The sequence below is a fragment of the Streptomyces sp. NPDC049541 genome, assembly GCF_044465725.1.
GTDB lineage: Bacteria > Actinomycetota > Actinomycetes > Streptomycetales > Streptomycetaceae > Streptomyces.
In genome coordinates, this window is the sequence record NZ_JBITLY010000008.1 from 359,525 (window position 1) to 377,496 (window position 17,972).

12 protein-coding genes and 1 pseudogene are annotated in these 17,972 nt (G+C 71.6%); 3 read left to right on the top strand and 10 right to left on the bottom strand.

All coding sequences use genetic code 11. From position 1 onward, the window contains the following. Positions 1-49 precede the first annotated feature (49 nt). From ACIBW9_RS29860 to ACIBW9_RS29900, 9 genes are all read right to left on the bottom strand, one after another. Positions 50-1,171, bottom strand: a complete 1,122-nt coding sequence (locus tag ACIBW9_RS29860; protein WP_398960141.1) for a pseudouridine synthase — start codon at positions 1,169-1,171, stop codon at positions 50-52. Next, a complete protein-coding gene (gene scpB, locus ACIBW9_RS29865) occupies positions 1,171-1,824 on the bottom strand; it encodes an SMC-Scp complex subunit ScpB (RefSeq protein WP_398960142.1) in 654 nt (217 codons plus the stop codon). The genes ACIBW9_RS29860 and scpB overlap by 1 nt, the downstream gene beginning before the upstream one ends. Next, entirely contained in the window at positions 1,821-2,891 is a 1,071-nt protein-coding gene (locus ACIBW9_RS29870) for a segregation and condensation protein A (RefSeq protein ID WP_398960143.1), read from the bottom strand. Before ACIBW9_RS29870 ends, scpB begins: the two co-directional genes overlap by 4 nt. A 567-nt stretch (positions 2,892-3,458) precedes the next feature. Further along, positions 3,459-4,043 (bottom strand): hypothetical protein, encoded by a 585-nt coding sequence (locus tag ACIBW9_RS29875; protein WP_398960144.1) that lies wholly within the window; start codon positions 4,041-4,043, stop codon positions 3,459-3,461. Then, the gene (locus tag ACIBW9_RS29880) at positions 4,028-5,203 is read right to left on the bottom strand and encodes a ParA family protein (protein ID WP_099927832.1); all 1,176 of its coding nucleotides are present in this window, start codon (positions 5,201-5,203) and stop codon (positions 4,028-4,030) included. The genes ACIBW9_RS29875 and ACIBW9_RS29880 overlap by 16 nt, the downstream gene beginning before the upstream one ends. 404 nt (positions 5,204-5,607) lie before the next feature. Further along, positions 5,608-6,732 carry an alanine dehydrogenase gene (gene ald, locus ACIBW9_RS29885; protein WP_344404103.1) on the bottom strand — a complete coding sequence of 375 codons (1,125 nt, stop codon included), beginning with the start codon at positions 6,730-6,732 and terminating at the stop codon, positions 5,608-5,610. 135 nt (positions 6,733-6,867) lie between these two features. Further along, positions 6,868-8,940 carry a tetratricopeptide repeat protein gene (locus ACIBW9_RS29890; RefSeq protein ID WP_398960145.1) on the bottom strand — a complete coding sequence of 691 codons (2,073 nt, stop codon included), beginning with the start codon at positions 8,938-8,940 and terminating at the stop codon, positions 6,868-6,870. Between the two features lie 163 nt (positions 8,941-9,103). After that, positions 9,104-9,730 (bottom strand): NUDIX domain-containing protein, encoded by a 627-nt coding sequence (locus ACIBW9_RS29895; protein ID WP_398960146.1) that lies wholly within the window; start codon positions 9,728-9,730, stop codon positions 9,104-9,106. A 94-nt stretch (positions 9,731-9,824) separates the two neighbouring features. Then, a complete protein-coding gene (locus ACIBW9_RS29900; RefSeq protein WP_365843002.1) occupies positions 9,825-11,474 on the bottom strand; it encodes a CTP synthase in 1,650 nt (549 codons plus the stop codon). Positions 11,475-11,943: 469 nt separating this feature from the next. Here ACIBW9_RS29900 and ACIBW9_RS29905 point away from each other — a divergent pair, with 469 nt between their 5' ends. Together ACIBW9_RS29905 and ACIBW9_RS29910 are read left to right on the top strand one after the other, a co-directional pair. Beyond that, positions 11,944-13,746 (top strand): glycoside hydrolase family 15 protein, encoded by a 1,803-nt coding sequence (locus tag ACIBW9_RS29905; protein ID WP_398960165.1) that lies wholly within the window; start codon positions 11,944-11,946, stop codon positions 13,744-13,746. A 66-nt stretch (positions 13,747-13,812) separates the two neighbouring features. Continuing rightward, a pseudogene (locus ACIBW9_RS29910) lies at positions 13,813-15,197 on the top strand (FAD-binding oxidoreductase). A 69-nt stretch (positions 15,198-15,266) separates the two neighbouring features. Here the strand turns inward: ACIBW9_RS29910 and ACIBW9_RS29915 are convergent. Further along, a complete protein-coding gene (locus ACIBW9_RS29915) occupies positions 15,267-16,226 on the bottom strand; it encodes an LLM class F420-dependent oxidoreductase (RefSeq protein WP_398960147.1) in 960 nt (319 codons plus the stop codon). Positions 16,227-16,309: 83 nt separating this feature from the next. On the opposite strand from ACIBW9_RS29915, the gene ACIBW9_RS29920 reads away from it, so the two are divergent. Further along, positions 16,310-17,965, top strand: a complete 1,656-nt coding sequence (locus tag ACIBW9_RS29920) for a PucR family transcriptional regulator (protein WP_398960148.1) — start codon at positions 16,310-16,312, stop codon at positions 17,963-17,965. Positions 17,966-17,972 lie beyond the last annotated feature (7 nt).

Sequence of the window (17,972 nt, forward strand, 5' to 3'; positions counted from 1 at the left end):
AATCGGCCGGTCCCGGAGGAGATCCGGAACCGGCCGTCGCACAGGGCTGCTAGAGGTCGACTTCCTGCATCAGCATGCCGACCTCGGTGTTCGACAGCCTTCGCAGCCAGCCCGACTTCTGGTCGCCCAGGGTGATCGGGCCGAAGGAGGTGCGCACCAGCTTCTCCACCGGGAAGCCGGCCTCCGCGAGCATGCGGCGCACGATGTGCTTGCGGCCCTCGTGGAGGGTCACCTCGACCAGATAGTTCTTGCCGGTCTGCTCGACCACCCGGAAGTGGTCCGCGCGCGCGTACCCGTCCTCCAGCTGGATGCCGTCCTTGAGCTTCTTGCCCAGGTCGCGCGGGATCGGGCCGACGATCGCGGCGAGGTAGGTCTTCTTCACACCGTACTTGGGGTGGGTCAGGCGGTGCGCCAGCTCGCCGTGGTTGGTGAGCAGGATGACGCCCTCGGTCTCGGTGTCGAGCCGCCCCACGTGGAAGAGCCGGGTCTCCCGGTTGGTGACGTAGTCGCCGAGGCACTGCCGGCCCTCGGGGTCCTCCATCGTGGAGACGACACCGGCGGGCTTGTTGAGCGAGAAGAACTGGTACGACTGCGTGGCGACCGTCAGCCCGTCGACCTTGACCTCGTCCTTCTCCGGGTCGACGCGCTTGCCCTGCTCGAGGACGATCTCGCCGTTGACCTCGACGCGGGCCTGCTCGATCAGCTCCTCGCATGCGCGCCGGGAGCCGTAGCCCGCGCGCGCGAGCACCTTCTGCAGCCGCTCGCCCTCCTGCTCGGCACCCGGGAAGGTCTTGGGCAGCTTGACGTCCTTCTTGCCCGCGTAGCGCTCGCGGTTGCGCTCCTCGGCCCGGGCGTCGTACTCACGCGAGGTCGCCGGGGCCGTACGGCCCCGGCCCGTGCCCTGGCCCTGCCGGGGGCCGCCCTTGGCACCGCCGCGCGCCGAGGAGCCGCGCCCCGACTTCGGGCCGTCCTGGGTGGCGCCGGGGCCCACGTCGTAGCGCCGCTCCTCCGGGCGGGGCTTCTTGGGCCGGCCGCCCTGCTTGTCGTCGCGGTTGTTACCGGCGCCGCGGTAATTGCCGCGGCCACCGCTGCTCCCGCCGCGGCCGCCGCTGTTGCCACCACGGCTCCCGCCGTTGTTTCCGCTGCTGTTCCTGCCGCTGCTGCTTCGCATCAAAGTTCCGTCTTGTCGTCTGCGTCCTCGGAATCCGGAGCGTCCGGATCGAACGACGGAACCCCTTCCAGTGTGTCGGCCTCGATCGCCTCCGCCTCCGGGAGGAAGGGCGCGAGCTCCGGGAGCTCGTCCAGACCGCGCAGGCCCATCCGCTCCAGGAAGTAGTTCGTCGTCGTGTACAGGATCGCACCTGTTTCGGGTTCCGTGCCCGCCTCCTGGACCAGACCCCGCTGCAGCAGGGTGCGCATGACCCCGTCGCAGTTGACTCCTCGTACGGCCGAGACCCGGCTGCGGCTGACCGGCTGGCGGTAGGCGACGACGGCGAGGGTCTCCAGGGCGGCCTGGGTGAGCCGGGCCTGCTGACCGTCCAGGACGAAGCCCTCGACGGCCGCCGCGTACTCGGGCCGGCTGTAGAAACGCCAGCCGCCGGCGATCAGCCGCAGCTCGAAGCCGCGGCCCTGCACGGCGTATTCGTCGGCCAGCTCCCGCAGTGCGTCCCCGACCTGCCGCTTGGGCCGCTGGAGGATCTTCGCGAGGTGTTCCTCGGTGGCGGGCTCGTCCACGACCATGAGGACGGCCTCGAGGGCCGGCTTGAGGTCGAGGTCGGCGACGGTGCGGAGCCCTGCCGGGAGGGCGGTGGTGTCCTCGCTCACGCCTTGTCCTCCTTGGGCGGCTCGGGCGGTCGGTCGAATTCGTCGGTCACCATCGGCTGGGCCTCGCCCTCGCCGCCGGTCCAGCGCACGATCAGCTCGCCGAGCGCCGTCTCCTGGTCGAGGGCGACGGCCTTCTCCCGGTACAGCTCCAGCAGGGCGAGGAACCGTGCGACGACGGTGAGGGTGTCGTCGGTGTCCTCGACCAACGCCCGGAAACTGGCCTCGCCGAGCTCCCTGAGCCGGGCGACCACGATTCCGGCCTGCTCCTGCACGCTGACCAGCGGTGCGTGGATGTGGTCGACGTACACCTGAGGCTTCGGCTTCGGCTGCATCGCTTTGACGGCGAGCTTCGCGAAGCCCTCCGCCCCGATGCTGATGACGACCTCGGGCAGCAGCTCGGCGTGATGGGGTTCGAGTCCGACGGTACGGGGATAACGCCGGGCCTCCTCGTCCAGCCGCTGGTTGAAGATGTCGGCGATCTGTTTGTAGGCGCGGTACTGCAGCAGCCGCGCGAACAACAGGTCACGCGCCTCCAGGAGCGCGAGGTCGGCCTCGTCCTCGACCTCGGCGGAGGGCAGCAGCCGGGCGGCCTTGAGGTCGAGCAAGGTGGCCGCGACCACGAGAAACTCGGTCGTCTGGTCCAGATCCCAGTCCGGTCCCATCGCCCGGATGTGCGCCATGAACTCGTCGGTCACCTTGGACAGCGCGACCTCGGTGACGTCCAGCTTGTGCTTGGAGATCAACTGAAGCAGCAGATCGAAGGGCCCCTCGAAGTTGGCGAGCCGAACCTTGAAGACACCGCCACCGTCGCCCTCACCGGGGACGGCTTCAGCCCCCGCACCCCCTCCCGGGGGCGCACCACCGGACTCGTCCGGGTACCCGGGCACCACGGCTTCCGTCCGAGGCTCGGATCCCGCCCCCGGAATCCGACCCTCCGGCTCGCGCACCGTCTCCGGAGCCACAGCCTCCGACTCTCGCACCACCTCGGGAGCCGCGGCCTCCGTCGAACGCGCAGAGACCGCCTCCGGTCCCAGGACACCCGCCTCTGCACCCGGCCCAACGCCCACGGACCGCCGCCCGGCGGCATCCTCCGCCTGAAACTCGGAACCCGCCCCCGGAATCACAGCCTCCGGCTCTCGCACCACCTCCGGGTCCACGGCCTCCGCCGAACGCGCAGAGACCGCCTCCGGTCCCAGGACACCCGCCTCTGCACCCGGCCCAACGCCCACGGACCGCCGCACGGCGGCATCCTCCCCCTGAAACTCGGAACCCGCCCCCGGAATCACAGCCTCCGGCTCTCGGACCACCTCCGGGTCCACGGCCTCCGCCGAACGCCCCGCCTTCGGCGCCACGGCGCCCGGCTGCGCACCCGGCCCAACGCCCACGGACCGCCGCCCGGCGACCGGCACCGGAGCCGCGGGATTCGGGTGTTCGGAGACGGTCTCCAGGCTCGGATCCGGCTCGGGGGCGGCAGTCTCAGGGGGCGTCTCCGCAGGGGCCGGGTCCTGGGGAGGAGCCACCGGCTCGACCCGTGGGGCGCCGGGCCCCCGGCCCAGTACACGCCGACGGCCGCCGGAGGTGCCGGCGCCGGGGGCGGGTACGTCGTTCGAGGTCATGGCCCCCGCAGGCTACCGCTACCGCCCGCGCAGCCGGCGTACGAGGATGCTCGCGTCCCCGCGGGACTCCAGGTCGGCCAGGACCACGGCGACCGCCTCGCGGACGATCCGCCCGCGGTCGACCGCGAGGCCGTGCTCACCGCGGAGCACCAGGCGTGCGTGCTCCAGGTCCATGAGCTCCTCGGCGGAGACATACACGGTGATCTTCTCGTCGTGCCGCTCGCGGCCGCTGGGCCGGCGCGAGGCCGACGAGCGGCCGCGCTTGCGGGACTGGGCACCGGTGGCGGCAGAACCTTCCTGCGCCGCCCCCTGACGTCGCCCGGAGCGCTCCTGGCCCGCCGCTCGGCTGCGGGACTCACCGGCGTCCGCCGGCTCCGGCTCCGCGGCCACGTGCTCCGGGCCCTCGCCGTCGCCGCCCTGCGCGGGCACCGACTGCGGCGCGTCCTCGGGCGAGGCGGCCGCGGCCGGATCGCTCTCCCCCGCGGGCGCGGGCACCCGGGCTTCGCCGTTGGCCCCCCGCCGTGGAGTGGACGGCTGGAGCGCCATTCCCCCTGTCGTACGGAAGAGTTCGTCGGCCCCCGGCAGACTCACTCGGCGTGACACCGGGCGAGCACCTCCCTGGCGAGCTGACGGTAGGCGGCGGCGCCGACGGAGTTGGAGGCGTACGTGGTGATCGGCTCACCGGCGACCGTGGTCTCCGGGAAGCGGACCGTGCGTCCGATGACCGTGTGGTAGACGTGGTCGTCGAAGGCCTCGACCACACGGGCCAGCACCTCGCGGCTGTGGACCGTGCGCGAGTCGTACATCGTGGCCAGGATCCCGTCGAGCTCCAGCTCGGGGTTGAGCCGCTCCTGGACCTTCTCGATCGTCTCCGTCAGCAGTGCCACACCGCGCAGGGCGAAGAACTCGCACTCGAGCGGCACGATCACCTTGTGCGCGGCCGTCAGCGCGTTCACCGTCAGCAGACCCAGTGAGGGCTGACAGTCGATCACGATGTAGTCGTAGTCGGCCATCAGCGGCTTCAGGGCCCGCTGGAGCGTGGACTCGCGCGCGACCTCCGAGACCAGCTGCACCTCGGCGGCGGACAGGTCGATGTTGCTGGGCAGCAGGTCCATGTTCGGGACCGCCGTCTTCAGGAGCACCTCGTCGGCCGCCATGCCCCGCTCCATGAGCAGGTTGTAGACGGTGAGGTCGAGCTCCATCGGATTGACGCCGAGGCCCACCGACAGCGCGCCCTGCGGGTCGAAGTCCACGAGCAGCACGCGGCGTCCGTACTCCGCGAGCGCGGCACCCAGGTTGATGGTCGACGTCGTCTTGCCGACGCCGCCCTTCTGGTTGCACATCGCGATGATCTTCGCGGGCCCGTGGTCGGTCAGCGGGCCCGGGATGGGGAAGTACGGGAGCGGACGTCCGGTCGGGCCGATGCGCTCACGGCGCTGGCGGGCAGCGTCGGGCGCGAGGGTGGCCGCGTACTCGGGATCCGGCTCGTACTCCGCGTCGGGGTCGTAGAAGTGCCCTTCGGGCAGTTCGTCGTAGTCGGCGAAGTGGTTGTGGGGCGCGCCACTTCCGTCGCCGGCCATGGCGTTCACGTGATGGCCATCCATGCTCTGGTGTGCAGTCCGGATCACCTGCGGACCCGGGCTCTGGTGGGCTGCGAAGGTGCGCACAGCTACGGAGCCGACAGCCTCGAACCCCGCGGGACCCTGGTCCCGTACAGGCGCTCCTGGTTGACCACCCCCGGGAGAAAATGTCGACTCATTCACAAGTCGTCTTACCTCCTTGGTGACCAGGAAACTTCTAGACAGGTCAGCGTGGCACCATGCCGACGGTTGGCGACTCTATGGCGTGTCGGGCGTCCGCAGCAACACAATCCGCCGGACCCGGCAGGATGTGTCGGCAATGAAACATCCCTCTGTCAAGGGCGTACGGCCGTCGCACGGCAGGTTTCGCGGGTGTGCGAATCGGTCGAAGGGTTACGTTCGAGGCGAGTTGACCTAGAGCCGCAAAGTGACCATACACACATCCGGCCGGACCTCGTCGGGCAAGGTCCGGCCGGATGTGCGCTGTTGACGACCTGTGTTGACGTATCGCCTTTTACCCAATGATGACTTAGCAGTCCGCCGAATGGTGACTTACCGGCTCGACGACTCTCCGCCCGCCGGGCAGGTCAGCCGATCAGGCTCTCGAGCTCCACGTGCTCCAGTCCGTGCGCCTCTGCGACCTCGCGGTAAACGACCTTGCCGTCATGGGTGTTGAGCCCCTTGGCGAGCGCGGGATCGCGGCGCAGCGCCTCCACCCAGCCGTGGTCGGCGAGTTCGACGATGTAGGGCAGCGTCGCGTTGGTGAGCGCGTAGGTGGAGGTGTTGGGCACCGCGCCCGGCATGTTGGCGACGCAGTAGAAGACCGAGTCGTGGACCTGGAAGGTCGGCTCGGCGTGCGTGGTCGGACGGGAGTCCTCGAAGCAGCCGCCCTGGTCGATCGCGATGTCGACAAGGACACTGCCGGGCTTCATACGGGAGACGAGCTCGTTGGTGACCAGCTTCGGGGCCTTGGCGCCGGGGATGAGGACCGCGCCGACGACGAGGTCGGCGTCCAGGACGGCCTTCTCCAGCTCGAAGGAGTTGGACATGATCGCCCGGACCTTGGTGCCGAAGACCTTGTCCGCCTCGCGCAGCTTGTTGATGTCGCGGTCGAGCAGCGTGACGTGGAAGCCCAGGCCGACCGCGATCTGCGTCGCGTTCCAGCCGGAGACGCCACCGCCGATGACGACGGCCTTCGCGGGCTGGGTGCCGGGGACGCCGCCGGGCAGCACGCCACGGCCGCCGGCCGAGCGCATCAGGTGGTAGGCGCCGACCTGCGGGGCCAGCCGGCCCGCGACCTCGGACATGGGGGCGAGCAGCGGCAGCGCACGGTTGGGCAGTTCGACGGTCTCGTAGGCGATCGCCGTGGTGCCGGACTCGATGAGCGCGTCGGTGCACTCCTTGGAGGCGGCCAGGTGCAGGTACGTGAAGAGCGTCTGGTCCTTGCGCAGCCGGTGGTACTCCTCGGCGATGGGCTCCTTGACCTTCAGCAGCAGGTCGGCGGCGGCCCACACCTCGTCGGCGGTCGGCAGGATCTGCGCACCGGCGGCGACGTACTCGCTGTCCGGGATCGACGATCCGACACCGGCGTCGTGCTCGATGACGACCTGGTGGCCGTGGCGCACGAGCTCGTGCACACCGGCGGGGGTGATGGCCACCCGGAACTCGTTGTTCTTGACCTCGCGGGGGATGCCGACCTTCACGTCGATCACGGTCCTTGGCTCAGTGGATGTGGGGCAATACAACACATACCCAGGCATGCACGAGCACACCGGGAGACACCGCAGGAGAAGGTGCGGCAGAGCCAGTCTAATGAAGGCGTTCTCTGTGTCTAGCCTTTCATTGCATCAATCTTCGCCAGATGTACTACGGATTTCGCAGGTGTCATCGTCCTGTTGCAAGGGATCAAGGGGCTTCGGCTCCTGCTCACCGGCCTCGCGCTCCTGTCCCAGCAGCCGCTCGGCCGTGCCCCGGTGCAGCTGGGCGGAGGCGGGATCGCCCAGGCGTTCCAGCGTGTCGGCGAGCCGCAGCTGCAGTGCCGCCTGCAGCCGTACGTCCTCGGCGCGCCGGGCCCACTCCACCGCCTCGTGGCAGGTGCGCAGCGACTCCTCGGGCCGTCCCGCGTACTCCTGGACGCGCGCGAGTTCGCTCAACGCCCGTGCGTGGGAGGCGATGTCGCCGTTCTTGCGGTGCCGGGCGATCGCCGTGCGCCAGCCGCGCTGGGCCTCGCCGTAGCGGCCCGCATAGGTGTGGGCCGCGGCGATACGGCCGTAGAGCCGGGCGGCGGCCGCCCGCTCGTCCCGGGCCAGGCGCTCGGCGAGGGCGCGGCCGAACCAGTCGGCGGCCCGGTCGTAGTCCCCGAGCTCCAGATGCGCACCGCCTACGGATTCCATTGCGCGGCCGCTCGCGTACGGGTCGTTCGCCTCCCGTCCGGCGTCCAGCGCGGCCCGGTAGCGGGCCAGCGCCTCCCTCGTGCGGCCGGTCTGGGCGTCCAGGTCGCCGAGGTTCAGCAGTGCGGCGGCCTTCTCGCGGGGCAGGTCCCGTCGCTCGGCCACGTCCAGGACGAGCCGGTGGATGCCGTACAGGTCGGGGGCGGCGGCCCGGGTGCCGAAGTGCGCGACCATGGCCTTGACCAGCTGGGACATCAGCCGGCGGGCGAGGGTGTCCAGCTCCCCGTCCGCGACGGCCAGCCGGGCCGCGGCCAGCAGCGCGGGCCTGCGCAGGCGCAGCCAGTCCTCGGCGGCCCGTGGGCCGGGGAAGCGCAGGGAGCGCGGCATGCCCTGGAGCTTCTCGCGCGCCTCGGGGCTGTCCGTCTCGGTGATCACCCGGCAGGACTGCAGCAGCCGTACGGTCCGCTCCAGCATCCGGGCGCGGGCCAGCTGCACCTCGCCGGGGCGGTCCTGGCTCTGGGTGAGCTTCTTGAGCAGGGGGTGCAGACAGCCCGGCACCTCGTACTGCGGCAGCGGCGAGTGCGCTGCCCGCAGCAGACCGAGGGCGACGAACTCGTCCAGCGCGGTGTGGGCGTCGCCGACCGAGCAGCCGGCGAGCGAGGCCGCGGTGTGCGGGTCGACCAGGCCGGCCGGGGCGAGGGAGAGCAGCCGCAGCATCCGGGCGGACGGGGCGGGCAGCGAGGTGTATACGAGCCCGAAGACCCGGCTGAGGGGCGTGCCCTCACCCTCCGTGTGCAGATGCTTGGCCAGATCGGCTACGGCGGCCTTGGGGCGGGCGGCGAGCCAGCCGCCCGCCAGCGTCAGCGCCGCGGGGTGGCCCTGGCACTCCTCGACCAGGCCCTCGGCGGCACGGGGGTCGACGGTGATGCGGACCGAGCCGGTGTACCGGGTGAGCAGCTCCAGGGCGGACTTGGTGTCGAGGCCGCCCAGGGTGCAGGGGCGGACGTCGGAGATACCGGTCAGGGGACCGCTCGACACGGCCACGACCAGGCAGTCCGGTGAGTCCGGCAGCAGGGCGTCGACCTGCTCGGGGTCCGCCGCGTCGTCGAGCAGCACCAGGGCCCGGCGGTCGGCGAGGGCGGAGCGCAGGGCCTCGGCCAGGTCGTCCGCGGCGGCTCCGGCGGGGGTGGGCAGCTGCAGCGCGGCGAGCAGTTCGCGGGCGGTCTGCGCGAGGGGGACGGGTGTGCCGTCGGGCTCGCTCAGCCGCGCCCGGAGCACGCCGTCGTCGTAACGGTGCGCAACCTGCCGTACCAGTTCCTCGGCGAGGGCGGTGCGTCCCGAACCGGGCCTGCCCGCGATGAGCAGTACGCGCGCGCGTGGAGCCTTGCGGCCGGAGAGGGTGTCCAGGCCCGCGCGCTCGATGTCGGCGCGGAGTTCCTTCAACTCCCTTGTACGGCCCAGGAACCGGCTCTCGTCAGCAGCGTGCCCCGACAGCCGTACACCGTCTGTGTTGACCGCCTGATCCGTCACGGGCCACACTCCCGTCCCACCGCACGCGCAAGCCCGCCGGGACTCCGGTACCGGGCATCAACAGAGCCTAGTTCACGCTCTGCAACGAACCTGGCGGAGCACGGCGGGCACATCCCCCGATCGGATCAGCAGATCGTCACACCGGTACGAAGGCGGGTGGCGTTCAGGACTCGAAGGGACGGGCGGGCCACGGCGCCTCGGCGGGGCGCAGCGCGTCGAGCCCGTCGCCCTGCTCTGCGGCGACCAGCGAAAGGACGCCCACGACAAGGCAGTTGTTGTGCAGCTCGCCCCCGAGAACGCCCCGTACGAGCTCCTTCAGGGGCACCCGCGCGATCTCCATGTCGGCCTCTTCGTGCTCGACCTCGAAGCGGTCGCCCTCGGCCTCGGACAGATCCCGGGCGAGGAAGATGCGCACGGCCTCGTCGCAGCCGCCGGGGGTGGTGTAGACGTCGGTCAGCACACGCCAGTCCTCGGCCTTGACGTGCGCCTCCTCGTACAGCTCGCGCTGGGCCGCGTGCAGCGGGTTCTCGCCGGGCACGTCGAGCAGGCCGGCCGGGATCTCCCACAGCTTGTGGCGCACGGGGTGGCGGTACTGGCGGACGAGCAGGACCCGGCCCTCCTCGTCGAGGGCGAGGACGGCGACCGAACCGGGGTGGACCTGGTAGTCGCGGCGGACCACATGTCCGTCCGGCATGACCACGTCGTCCGTGCGCACGGAGGTCTTGTTGCCCACGAAGGGGGTCTCCGTCGCCCGGATCTCCCACTCCTCGGGGGTGTCCTTGATCGTCATGCCCTGTCCTTCCGCACGCTTGCGCCACACGCCGAGTGAAACGGGGCGCTCACCTTTTGAATGCGAGCGCCCCGGCCACCGTACAACTGGTGTGCTACTTGGAATTCTTCCGCTCGACCGAGGCCTTCACCAGACCCGCGAACAGCGGGTGCGGCCGGGTCGGGCGGGAGCGCAGCTCGGGGTGCGCCTGGGTCGCCACCAGGTAAGGGTGCGTCTCGCGCGGGTACTCCACGTACTCGACGAGCTTGCCGTCGGGCGAAGTGCCGGAGAACAGGATGCCGGCCTTCTTCTCCAGCTCCGCGCGGTAGGCGTTGTTCACCTCGTAGCGGTGCCGGTGGCGCTCCTCGACGTACTCCTTGCCGTCGTAGACCTCACGCACGATCGAGCCCTCGGCCAGCTTGGCCGGGTACATGCCCAGCCGCATCGTGCCGCCCATGTCGCCCTCACCGGCCACGATGTCGAGCTGCTCGGCCATGGTGGAGATGACCGGGTGGCCGGTGGCGGAGTCGAACTCGGTGGAGTTGGCGTCGGTGATGCCGGCCAGGTTGCGCGCGGCCTCGATCACGATGCACTGCAGGCCCAGGCAGAGGCCGAGCAGCGGGATCTTGTTCTCGCGGGCGTACTTGATCGCGCCGACCTTGCCGAGCACACCGCGGTCGCCGAAGCCGCCCGGGATGCAGATGCCGTCGACGTCGCCGAGCTGCGCCGCGGCACCGGCCGGGGTCTTGCAGTCGTCGGAGGTGACCCACTTGATCTTCACTCGGGCCCGGTTGGCGAAGCCGCCGGCGCGCAGCGCCTCGGTGACCGAGAGATAGGCGTCGGGCAGGTCGATGTACTTGCCGACCAGCGCGAGGGTGATCTCGTGGTCGGGGTTGTGGACGCGGTCGAGCAGGTCGTCCCAGGTCCGCCAGTCCACGTCGCGGAACGGCAGGTCCAGCTTGCGGACGACATAGGCGTCCAGGCCCTCGCCGTGCACGGTCTTGGGGATGTCGTAGATCGAGCGGGCGTCGGGGCAGGCGACCACCGCGGCCTCGTCGACGTCACACATCAGGGAGATCTTGCGCTTGATCGCCGTGGGGACCTCACGGTCGCAGCGCAGCACGATCGCATCTGGCTGAATACCGATGTTCCGCAGGGCCGCAACCGAGTGCTGGGTCGGCTTCGTCTTCAGCTCTCCCGACGGACCGATGTAGGGCAGGAGGGAGATGTGGACGACGAAGACGTTGTCACGCCCGACCTCGTGGCGGACCTGGCGGACGGTCTCCAGGAACGGCAGCGACTCGATGTCGCCGACCGTGCCGCCCACCTCGGTGATGACGACGTCGACCTCGTCGGTCGCCATGCGCCGGATGCGGTGCTTGATCTCGTTGGTGATGTGCGGGATGACCTGCACGGTGTCCCCGAGGTACTCACCGCGCCGCTCCTTGGCGATCACCGTCGAGTAGACCTGACCCGTGGTGACGTTCGCCGAGCCGTCCAGGTCGCGGTCGAGGAAGCGCTCGTAGTGGCCGATGTCCAGGTCCGTCTCGGCGCCGTCGTTGGTGACGAACACCTCACCGTGCTGGAAGGGGTTCATCGTGCCCGGGTCGACGTTCAGGTACGGGTCGAGCTTCTGCATCACGACCCGCAGGCCCCGCGCCTTGAGGAGCATGCCCAGGCTGGAGGCCGTCAGGCCCTTGCCCAAGGAGGAGGCGACACCCCCGGTGACGAAGATGTGCTTGGTCGTCGTAGATTTCGGCGGCATGGCCAAGAGGGGGCTCCCGTGGTCGCGGTTCGAGGTGCGGTGCCGGGGATTTCTCGCCCACCGGTCCACGGGCTACCAGGGTATCAGCGCCCGGAGGAGATGGCTTCCGGCCACGCACCGCACACGAGTCACCACACAGCCGCACGGTCCTTCGCGTTTCTCACCCGATGCTCACCCGTTCGGCCTAGTCGGGTTGCCCGGAGCGGCACGCAGATCATCTACGTGCGTCGTATCCTGCTCGGACACTCGCTGCCGAGCCCGGCCGGGTACACGGCACCACCCCCGCACGTGATGACCGGAACAACGAGAGCTCGTCAGTTCGTTGAGCATCAATTGTCGTTTTGCCACACGGCCAGGACGACTGCTTTGCTTCACCGCTCAACGACGCATTACAACGACCCCTTGACCGCAATAAGCGACAGCCCCCTTCCTTCACGGGGGTGACGTGGCCGTTCGACTGGAGTTGCACGTGGCCGGGCGCATCGAAGACTACGCACTCATCGGAGACATGCAGACCGCCGCCTTGGTCTGCCGGGACGGCACAGTGGACTGGCTGTGCCTGCCCCGCTTCGACTCGCACGCCATCTTCGCCGGCCTGCTGGGCACCGAGGAACACGGATTCTGGCGGCTCGGCCCCGCCCACGCGGCCGAGGCGCAGCCCCCGACCGCGGCCCGGCGCAGCTACCGCGGCGACTCCCTGATCCTGGAATCCGAGTGGGACACCCCGCGCGGCACGGTCCGGGTGACCGATTTCATGCCCCCGCGTGACGGCGCCCCCCAGCTGATCCGCATCGTCGAGGGTGTCTCCGGCCGCGTCCCGATGCGCTCGGCCCTCAGGATGCGTTTCTCGTACGGCCGGGTCGTGCCCTGGGTGCACAAGCACGACGGCCGCACGGTCGCCGTGGCCGGCCCGGACTCGGTCTGGTACGACACCGAGTGCGAGACCTACGGCAAGTCGCTGACCACGTACTCGGACTTCACGGTCGCTCCCGGTGACCGCATCGCCTTCACCATCTCCTGGCAGCCCTCGCACAAGGAGCCGCCGCCGCTGCCGGAGCCGGAGGCCTCGCTGGAGGCGACGGAGGACTTCTGGCGGGAGTGGGTGGAGCACTGCACGTACCACGGCCCGTACCGCGAGGCCGTGATCCGCTCCCTGATCACGCTGAAGGCGCTGACGTACGCCCCGACCGGCGGCATCGTCGCCGCCCCCACCACCTCGCTGCCGGAGGACATCGGCGGCGTCCGCAACTGGGACTACCGCTACACCTGGCTGCGGGACGCTGCGATCACCCTGTCCTCGCTGCTGCGCACCGGCTACCGAGAGGAGGCCCGCGCCTGGCGCGAGTGGCTGCTGCGGGCAGTGGCCGGCGACCCCGAGAACCTGCAGATCATGTACGGCATCGCGGGCGAGCGCGAGCTGGGCGAGGCGGAGCTGGACTGGCTGCCCGGTTACGAGAACTCGGCGCCGGTGCGTGTCGGAAACGGCGCCGCCCACCAGCTCCAGCTGGACGTGTACGGCGAGGTCACCGAGGCCCTGCACCTGGGCCACATGACCGGCCTGGCCCGCAGCGACTACGCCTCCCTGCTCCAGCTCAAGCTGATCCGCTACCTGGAGCAGCACTGGGACGAGCCGGACGAGGGCATCTGGGAGGTGCGCGGCCCGCGCCGCCACTTCGTGCACTCCAAGGTCATGGCCTGGGTCGCCGTCGACCGCACCATCAAGCTCATCGAGTCCGGGGACGCGGACGGCCCGCTGGAGCGCTGGCGCGACCTGCGCGACGACATCCACCGGGACGTGTGCGAGAAGGGCTACGACAAGGAGCGCAACACCTTCACCCAGTCGTACGGCTCGAAGGAGCTGGACGCCTCGCTGCTGCTGATCCCGCAGATGGGCTTCCTGCCGCCCGACGACAAGCGCGTCATCGGCACGATCGAGGCGATCCAGCGTGAGCTGTCCACGCCGGACGGCTTCATCCTGCGCTACCCGACGGAGGGTTCCAGCGAGGGCGTAGACGGCCTGCCCGGCGACGAAGGGGCGTTCCTGGCCTGCTCGTTCTGGATGGCGGACGACCTGGCGATGATCGGCCGCGTGGACGAGGCCCGCAAGCTGTTCGAGAAGCTGCTCGCGCTCCGCAACGACCTCGGTCTGCTCGCCGAGGAGTGGGACCCGCGCCTGCAGCGCCAGGTCGGCAACTTCCCGCAGGCCTTCAGCCACGTCCCGCTCATCGACACGGCACTGCGCCTGACGGCCTCGGGGGCCTACGGCGGCTGAACAGGACCGCCGGGCCGGGCCCGCCTACGCTGGAACCAACAGCCCCTGTACGGAAGGGGGCGCCTCATGGCTTCCCCGTCGAAGGCGGGCGCGGCCCTCGCCGCGCTGCGTGAGGATCTGGTCGGCGATGTGTTCGCCCCGGGGGATGTCGGCTACGACGAGGCCCGGGCGGTCTTCAACGCCGTGATCGACCGGCGGCCGGCGGTGATCGCGCAGTGCGTGGACGAGGACGACGTCGTACGGGCCGTGCGCTTCGGCCGGGAGTTGGACCTGAAGATCGCCGTGCGCGGCGGGGGGCACAGTGTGGCGGGCATGGCGGTGAACGACGGCGGGCTGGTCGTGGACCTGCGCCATATGCGCGCCGTCACCGTGGCCCCCGCGGCCGAGGCGGTACGGATCGCGGGCGGCGCCACCATGAGCGACCTCGACCGCGCGACCGAGCCGTACGGCCTTGCGACCACCGGCGGCCGGGCCTCCACCACCGGCGTCGGCGGCTTCGTGCTCGGCGGCGGCACCGGCTGGCTGGACCGCTGGTGCGGACTGGCCGTCGACAACCTGCTGGGCGTGGAGCTGGTCACCGCCGACGGCGAGCGGGTGCACGCCAACGCCGACGAGAACCCGGAGCTTTTCTGGGGCCTGCACGGCGGGGGCGGCAACTTCGGCGTCGTCACCGCACTGACCCTGGAGCTGCACGAACTGCCCGCGTTCTCCGTCGCGTTCGTGATGTACCTGCCGGCCTTCGGCCGCGAGGTGGTGCGCACCTACCGCGAGATCATCACGGCCGCCCCGGTCGAGGCGTCCGGGATGGCCGTCTACGTCACCGGCCCGCCGGCCGACTTCGTACCGCCCCAGCTGGTCGGCCGTCTGATGTGCGCTGCGCTGCTGACCTACGTCGGCGGCGAGGAGGACCTGCGCAAGCTCGCCGAGCCGCTGCTGGCGCTTCCGCACGAGGCCGAGGTCGTCGGCGCGATGCCGTACGCCGAGGTGCAGTGCCTGCTCGACGATCCACCCGGGCTGCGGAACTACTGGTCGGCGGAGTACCTGACGGGCCTGCCCGACGAGCTGGTGGACGTCTACTGCGCCCGCGGCGAGGCGATACCCGTACCGACGGGCGTCCAGTACGTGCTCTGCTCCCGCAGGGCGGCGCGATCGCGGACGGTCCGCACGAGTACCCCGTGCCCTATCGGGACGCGCCGTGGGCGGTGCACCCCTTCGGCATCTGGCAGGACCCGGCGGACGACGAGCGGTGCCTGCGGTGGGTGCGCGACGTGCGTGCCGACGTCCGGCCGTGGAGCACAGGCGCGGTCTACCTCAACTTCATCGGCGACGAGGGGCCCGAGCGGGTGGTCGCCGGCATGGGCGCGGAGAACACCCGGCGGCTGGGCGAGCTGAAGCGCCGCTACGACCCGGACAACGTCTTCCGCTTCAACCACAACATCAGGCCGGCCTGAGCGCTCCGCGGGCCCTGCCGCCCGGCGACGGAGCCGCATGTCGCGGCGGACTACGGAACCTGGACGGGATCAGTCACAGGCTCGCAGCACCCGGAGCGTTCGTTCCCCCGCCGGATCACCGGCCGTCGCCGGCACGAGCGCGATCTCGTCCAGCCCGGCCTCGGCATAGGCGTCGACACGGGCGCGTACGGCATCGGCATCACCGACCAGGCCGACCGTGCCCGCGGCCGCGGGCGGCAGGGCGCGGACCAGGACGTCGGGACCGGCGCCGGTCGCGGCCAGCTGCACCGCCTCCCCGAAGCCCGCTGCCGTGAACACGTCGCTGTAGCCCGGCACGGTCAGGTACCCGGCGACGCTCCGCAGGACCTGGGCGAGGGACTCCGGCTCCGGATCGACGGCGGCGGGCAGCCAGGCGGCGAGCGTGGGCGGCGTACGGCCCGCCTTCTCCGCCGCCGCGAGCAGCTTGGCGCGCAGCTCGCGCACCTGTTCCGGGGTGACGATGTCGAGCAGCATGCGGTCGGCGTGCGCGGCGGCGGTGGCGACCGCACGGTCGCCGAACGCGGCGACGGTGAGCGGGCCGCCGGGCGGCGCAAGACGGCGCCGGAAGGTGCTGCCGGGCACGACGGGCTCGCCCGGTGGAGCGTGCAGCAGTCCCCGGAGCGCTGCCGCCGTCTCCTCCAGTACGGCCGCGGGGCGCGTCCGGGGCCGCCCGTGGACGCCCTCGACGACCCGTCTGCTGGAGGTGCCCAGCGCCACGCCGACGGCCCGTCCGGTGACGGCGGCGACCGACGCGGCACCGCGGGCCAGGGTGTACGGGTCGCGCACGGACACCGGGACGGGCCCGGCGGTCAGCGCGGTCCGCTCGGTGACCCTGCCGATCGCGGCGGCCAGCACGAAGGAGTCCCAGGTCGGCCCCTCCCCGGCCCACACCTCCCGGTAGCCGAGCCGGTCGGCGAGCGCCGCCACCCGCAACGGCTCGTCGACCGGACTTTCGTCCTCCCGCCCCACGGCGACCACACTGAAGTCCATGCCCGGGCCGCTACCCGGCCGACGCGGCCCCAACCCCCGCCCGGAGATGTCCCGGAGGCACCCGCGCGGGTAGCGTCCGGCTCATGGACAGCAGTACGGGCAGCGGTACGGGCAGCAGATTCGACACGCACGGGGCCGGGATCACCGTGCAGCGGGCGCTGGAGCTGCCTGGTCTGCGCAGCGGACTGCCGGAGGTGCTCGCGGGCGCCGACCGGCTGCAGCGCACCGTGCGCTGGGTGCACGCGGGCGAGGTGCCGCACATCGCCTCGCTGCTGAAGGGCGGCGAGCTGCTGCTGACCACGGGCTACGGTCTCGGCACCCGGCCGGCCGAGCAGCGGGCGTTCGTGCGCACCCTGGCCGAGCGCGGTATCGCGGCCCTCGTCGTGGAGCTCGGCCCGCGCTTCACCCGGCTGCCCGCCGCGCTCGTCGACACGGCGCGCGCGGCCGGGCTCCCGCTGGTCCAGCTGCACCGCGAGGTGCCCTTCGTGGCGGTCACGGAGGAGGTCCACACCGAGATCGTCAACGGCCACTACGCCCTGCTGCAGCGGGCCGAGGAGGTGCACCGCCGCTGTACCGAGGCCCTGCTGGGCGGCGGCGGGGTGCCCCAGGTGCTGGGCATCCTGGCCGACTTCAGCGGCAACCCGGTCTTCCTGGAGACGACGGACGGGCAGCTGCTGTACGCCGCCGGGGCCGGCCCCGAGGGCGCGGACCCGCTCCAGGTGTGGGAGGGGCTGCGCGGCCACCACAGGGACGCCCCGCCGCCGTCGGGGTCGGTCCTCGTGGACGTGCCCGGCGGCGGGCCGGGAACAGGTTCGGTACGGGCCCGCCTGGTCCTCCTGCCGGTGCGGGCCCCGCTGGCGCCCGTGCACCGCATCGCGGCCGAGCGGGCGGCCGGCATCCTGGCCGTCGTGCTGATGCAGGCCCGGCAGGAGGAAGAACTGGCGGCACGCGGCCGCGGGGACTTCCTCACCGATCTCGCCGAGGGCCGTATCGCCGCGGAGGACGCGCCAGCGCAGGCGCGTGTGCTGGGCTTCAGGCCCGGCAACAGCCCGCTGCTGCCGGTGGTGATGCGGCTGGGCGACACGCTGTCACCGGGCGGGGGCTGGGCGGTGCTGGCACGCGCGGTCGCCGAGGAGCTGGCCTCGGTGGGGGTTCCGGTCCTGCTGGGTGTACGGCCCGTCGAGGGCCGGGTGCCGTTGCTGGTCGGCCTGCGCGCGGAGGCGGAGCGGCCGGCGGTCGCGGACCGGGTCGCGGCGGCGCTGCGGGCGGGCGTGGAGCGGGCCGGGATGCAGCGGCCGGGGGCGCCACCGCCGGTGGTGGTCGTCGGGGTGGCGGGCGGCTGGGCGGCGGCGTCGGCGGGCCTCAGACACGCGGCCGAGACGGCGACGGCGGCGCAGGGCCTCTCGGACCGCCCCTGGTACGACGCCCGCCGCCTCGACATCGACCTGCTGCTGTGGCGGCTGCGCGACCACCCGGACCTGGCGGCCTTCGTGGACCGTGCGATCGGTCCGCTCCGCGACCACGACAACCGCTCCAAGCCGCCCCTGCTGCCCACCCTGGAGACGTACCTGGCGCACGCGGGCCGCAAGGCGGAGACGGCCCGCGAACTCCACCTCAACCGGCAGACCCTCTACAACCGCCTGGCCCGGATCGGCGAGTTGCTCGGCACGGACCTCGACGACCCGCAGACGGTACTGGCGTTGAGCCTGGCCCTGCGAGCACGCCGGCACACCCCCTAGGACGAGC

Bases quoted from the DNA above. Each gene is read 5' to 3' on its own strand.
- ACIBW9_RS29900 (WP_365843002.1), bottom strand. From the start codon at position 11,474: ATGCCGCCGAAATCTACGACGACCAAGCACATCTTCGTCACCGGGGGT.
- ACIBW9_RS29895 (WP_398960146.1), bottom strand. From the start codon at position 9,730: ATGACGATCAAGGACACCCCCGAGGAGTGGGAGATCCGGGCGACGGAG.
- ACIBW9_RS29915 (WP_398960147.1), bottom strand. From the start codon at position 16,226: ATGGACTTCAGTGTGGTCGCCGTGGGGCGGGAGGACGAAAGTCCGGTC.
- ACIBW9_RS29920 (WP_398960148.1), top strand. From the start codon at position 16,310: ATGGACAGCAGTACGGGCAGCGGTACGGGCAGCAGATTCGACACGCAC.
- ACIBW9_RS29860 (WP_398960141.1), bottom strand. From the start codon at position 1,171: ATGCGAAGCAGCAGCGGCAGGAACAGCAGCGGAAACAACGGCGGGAGC.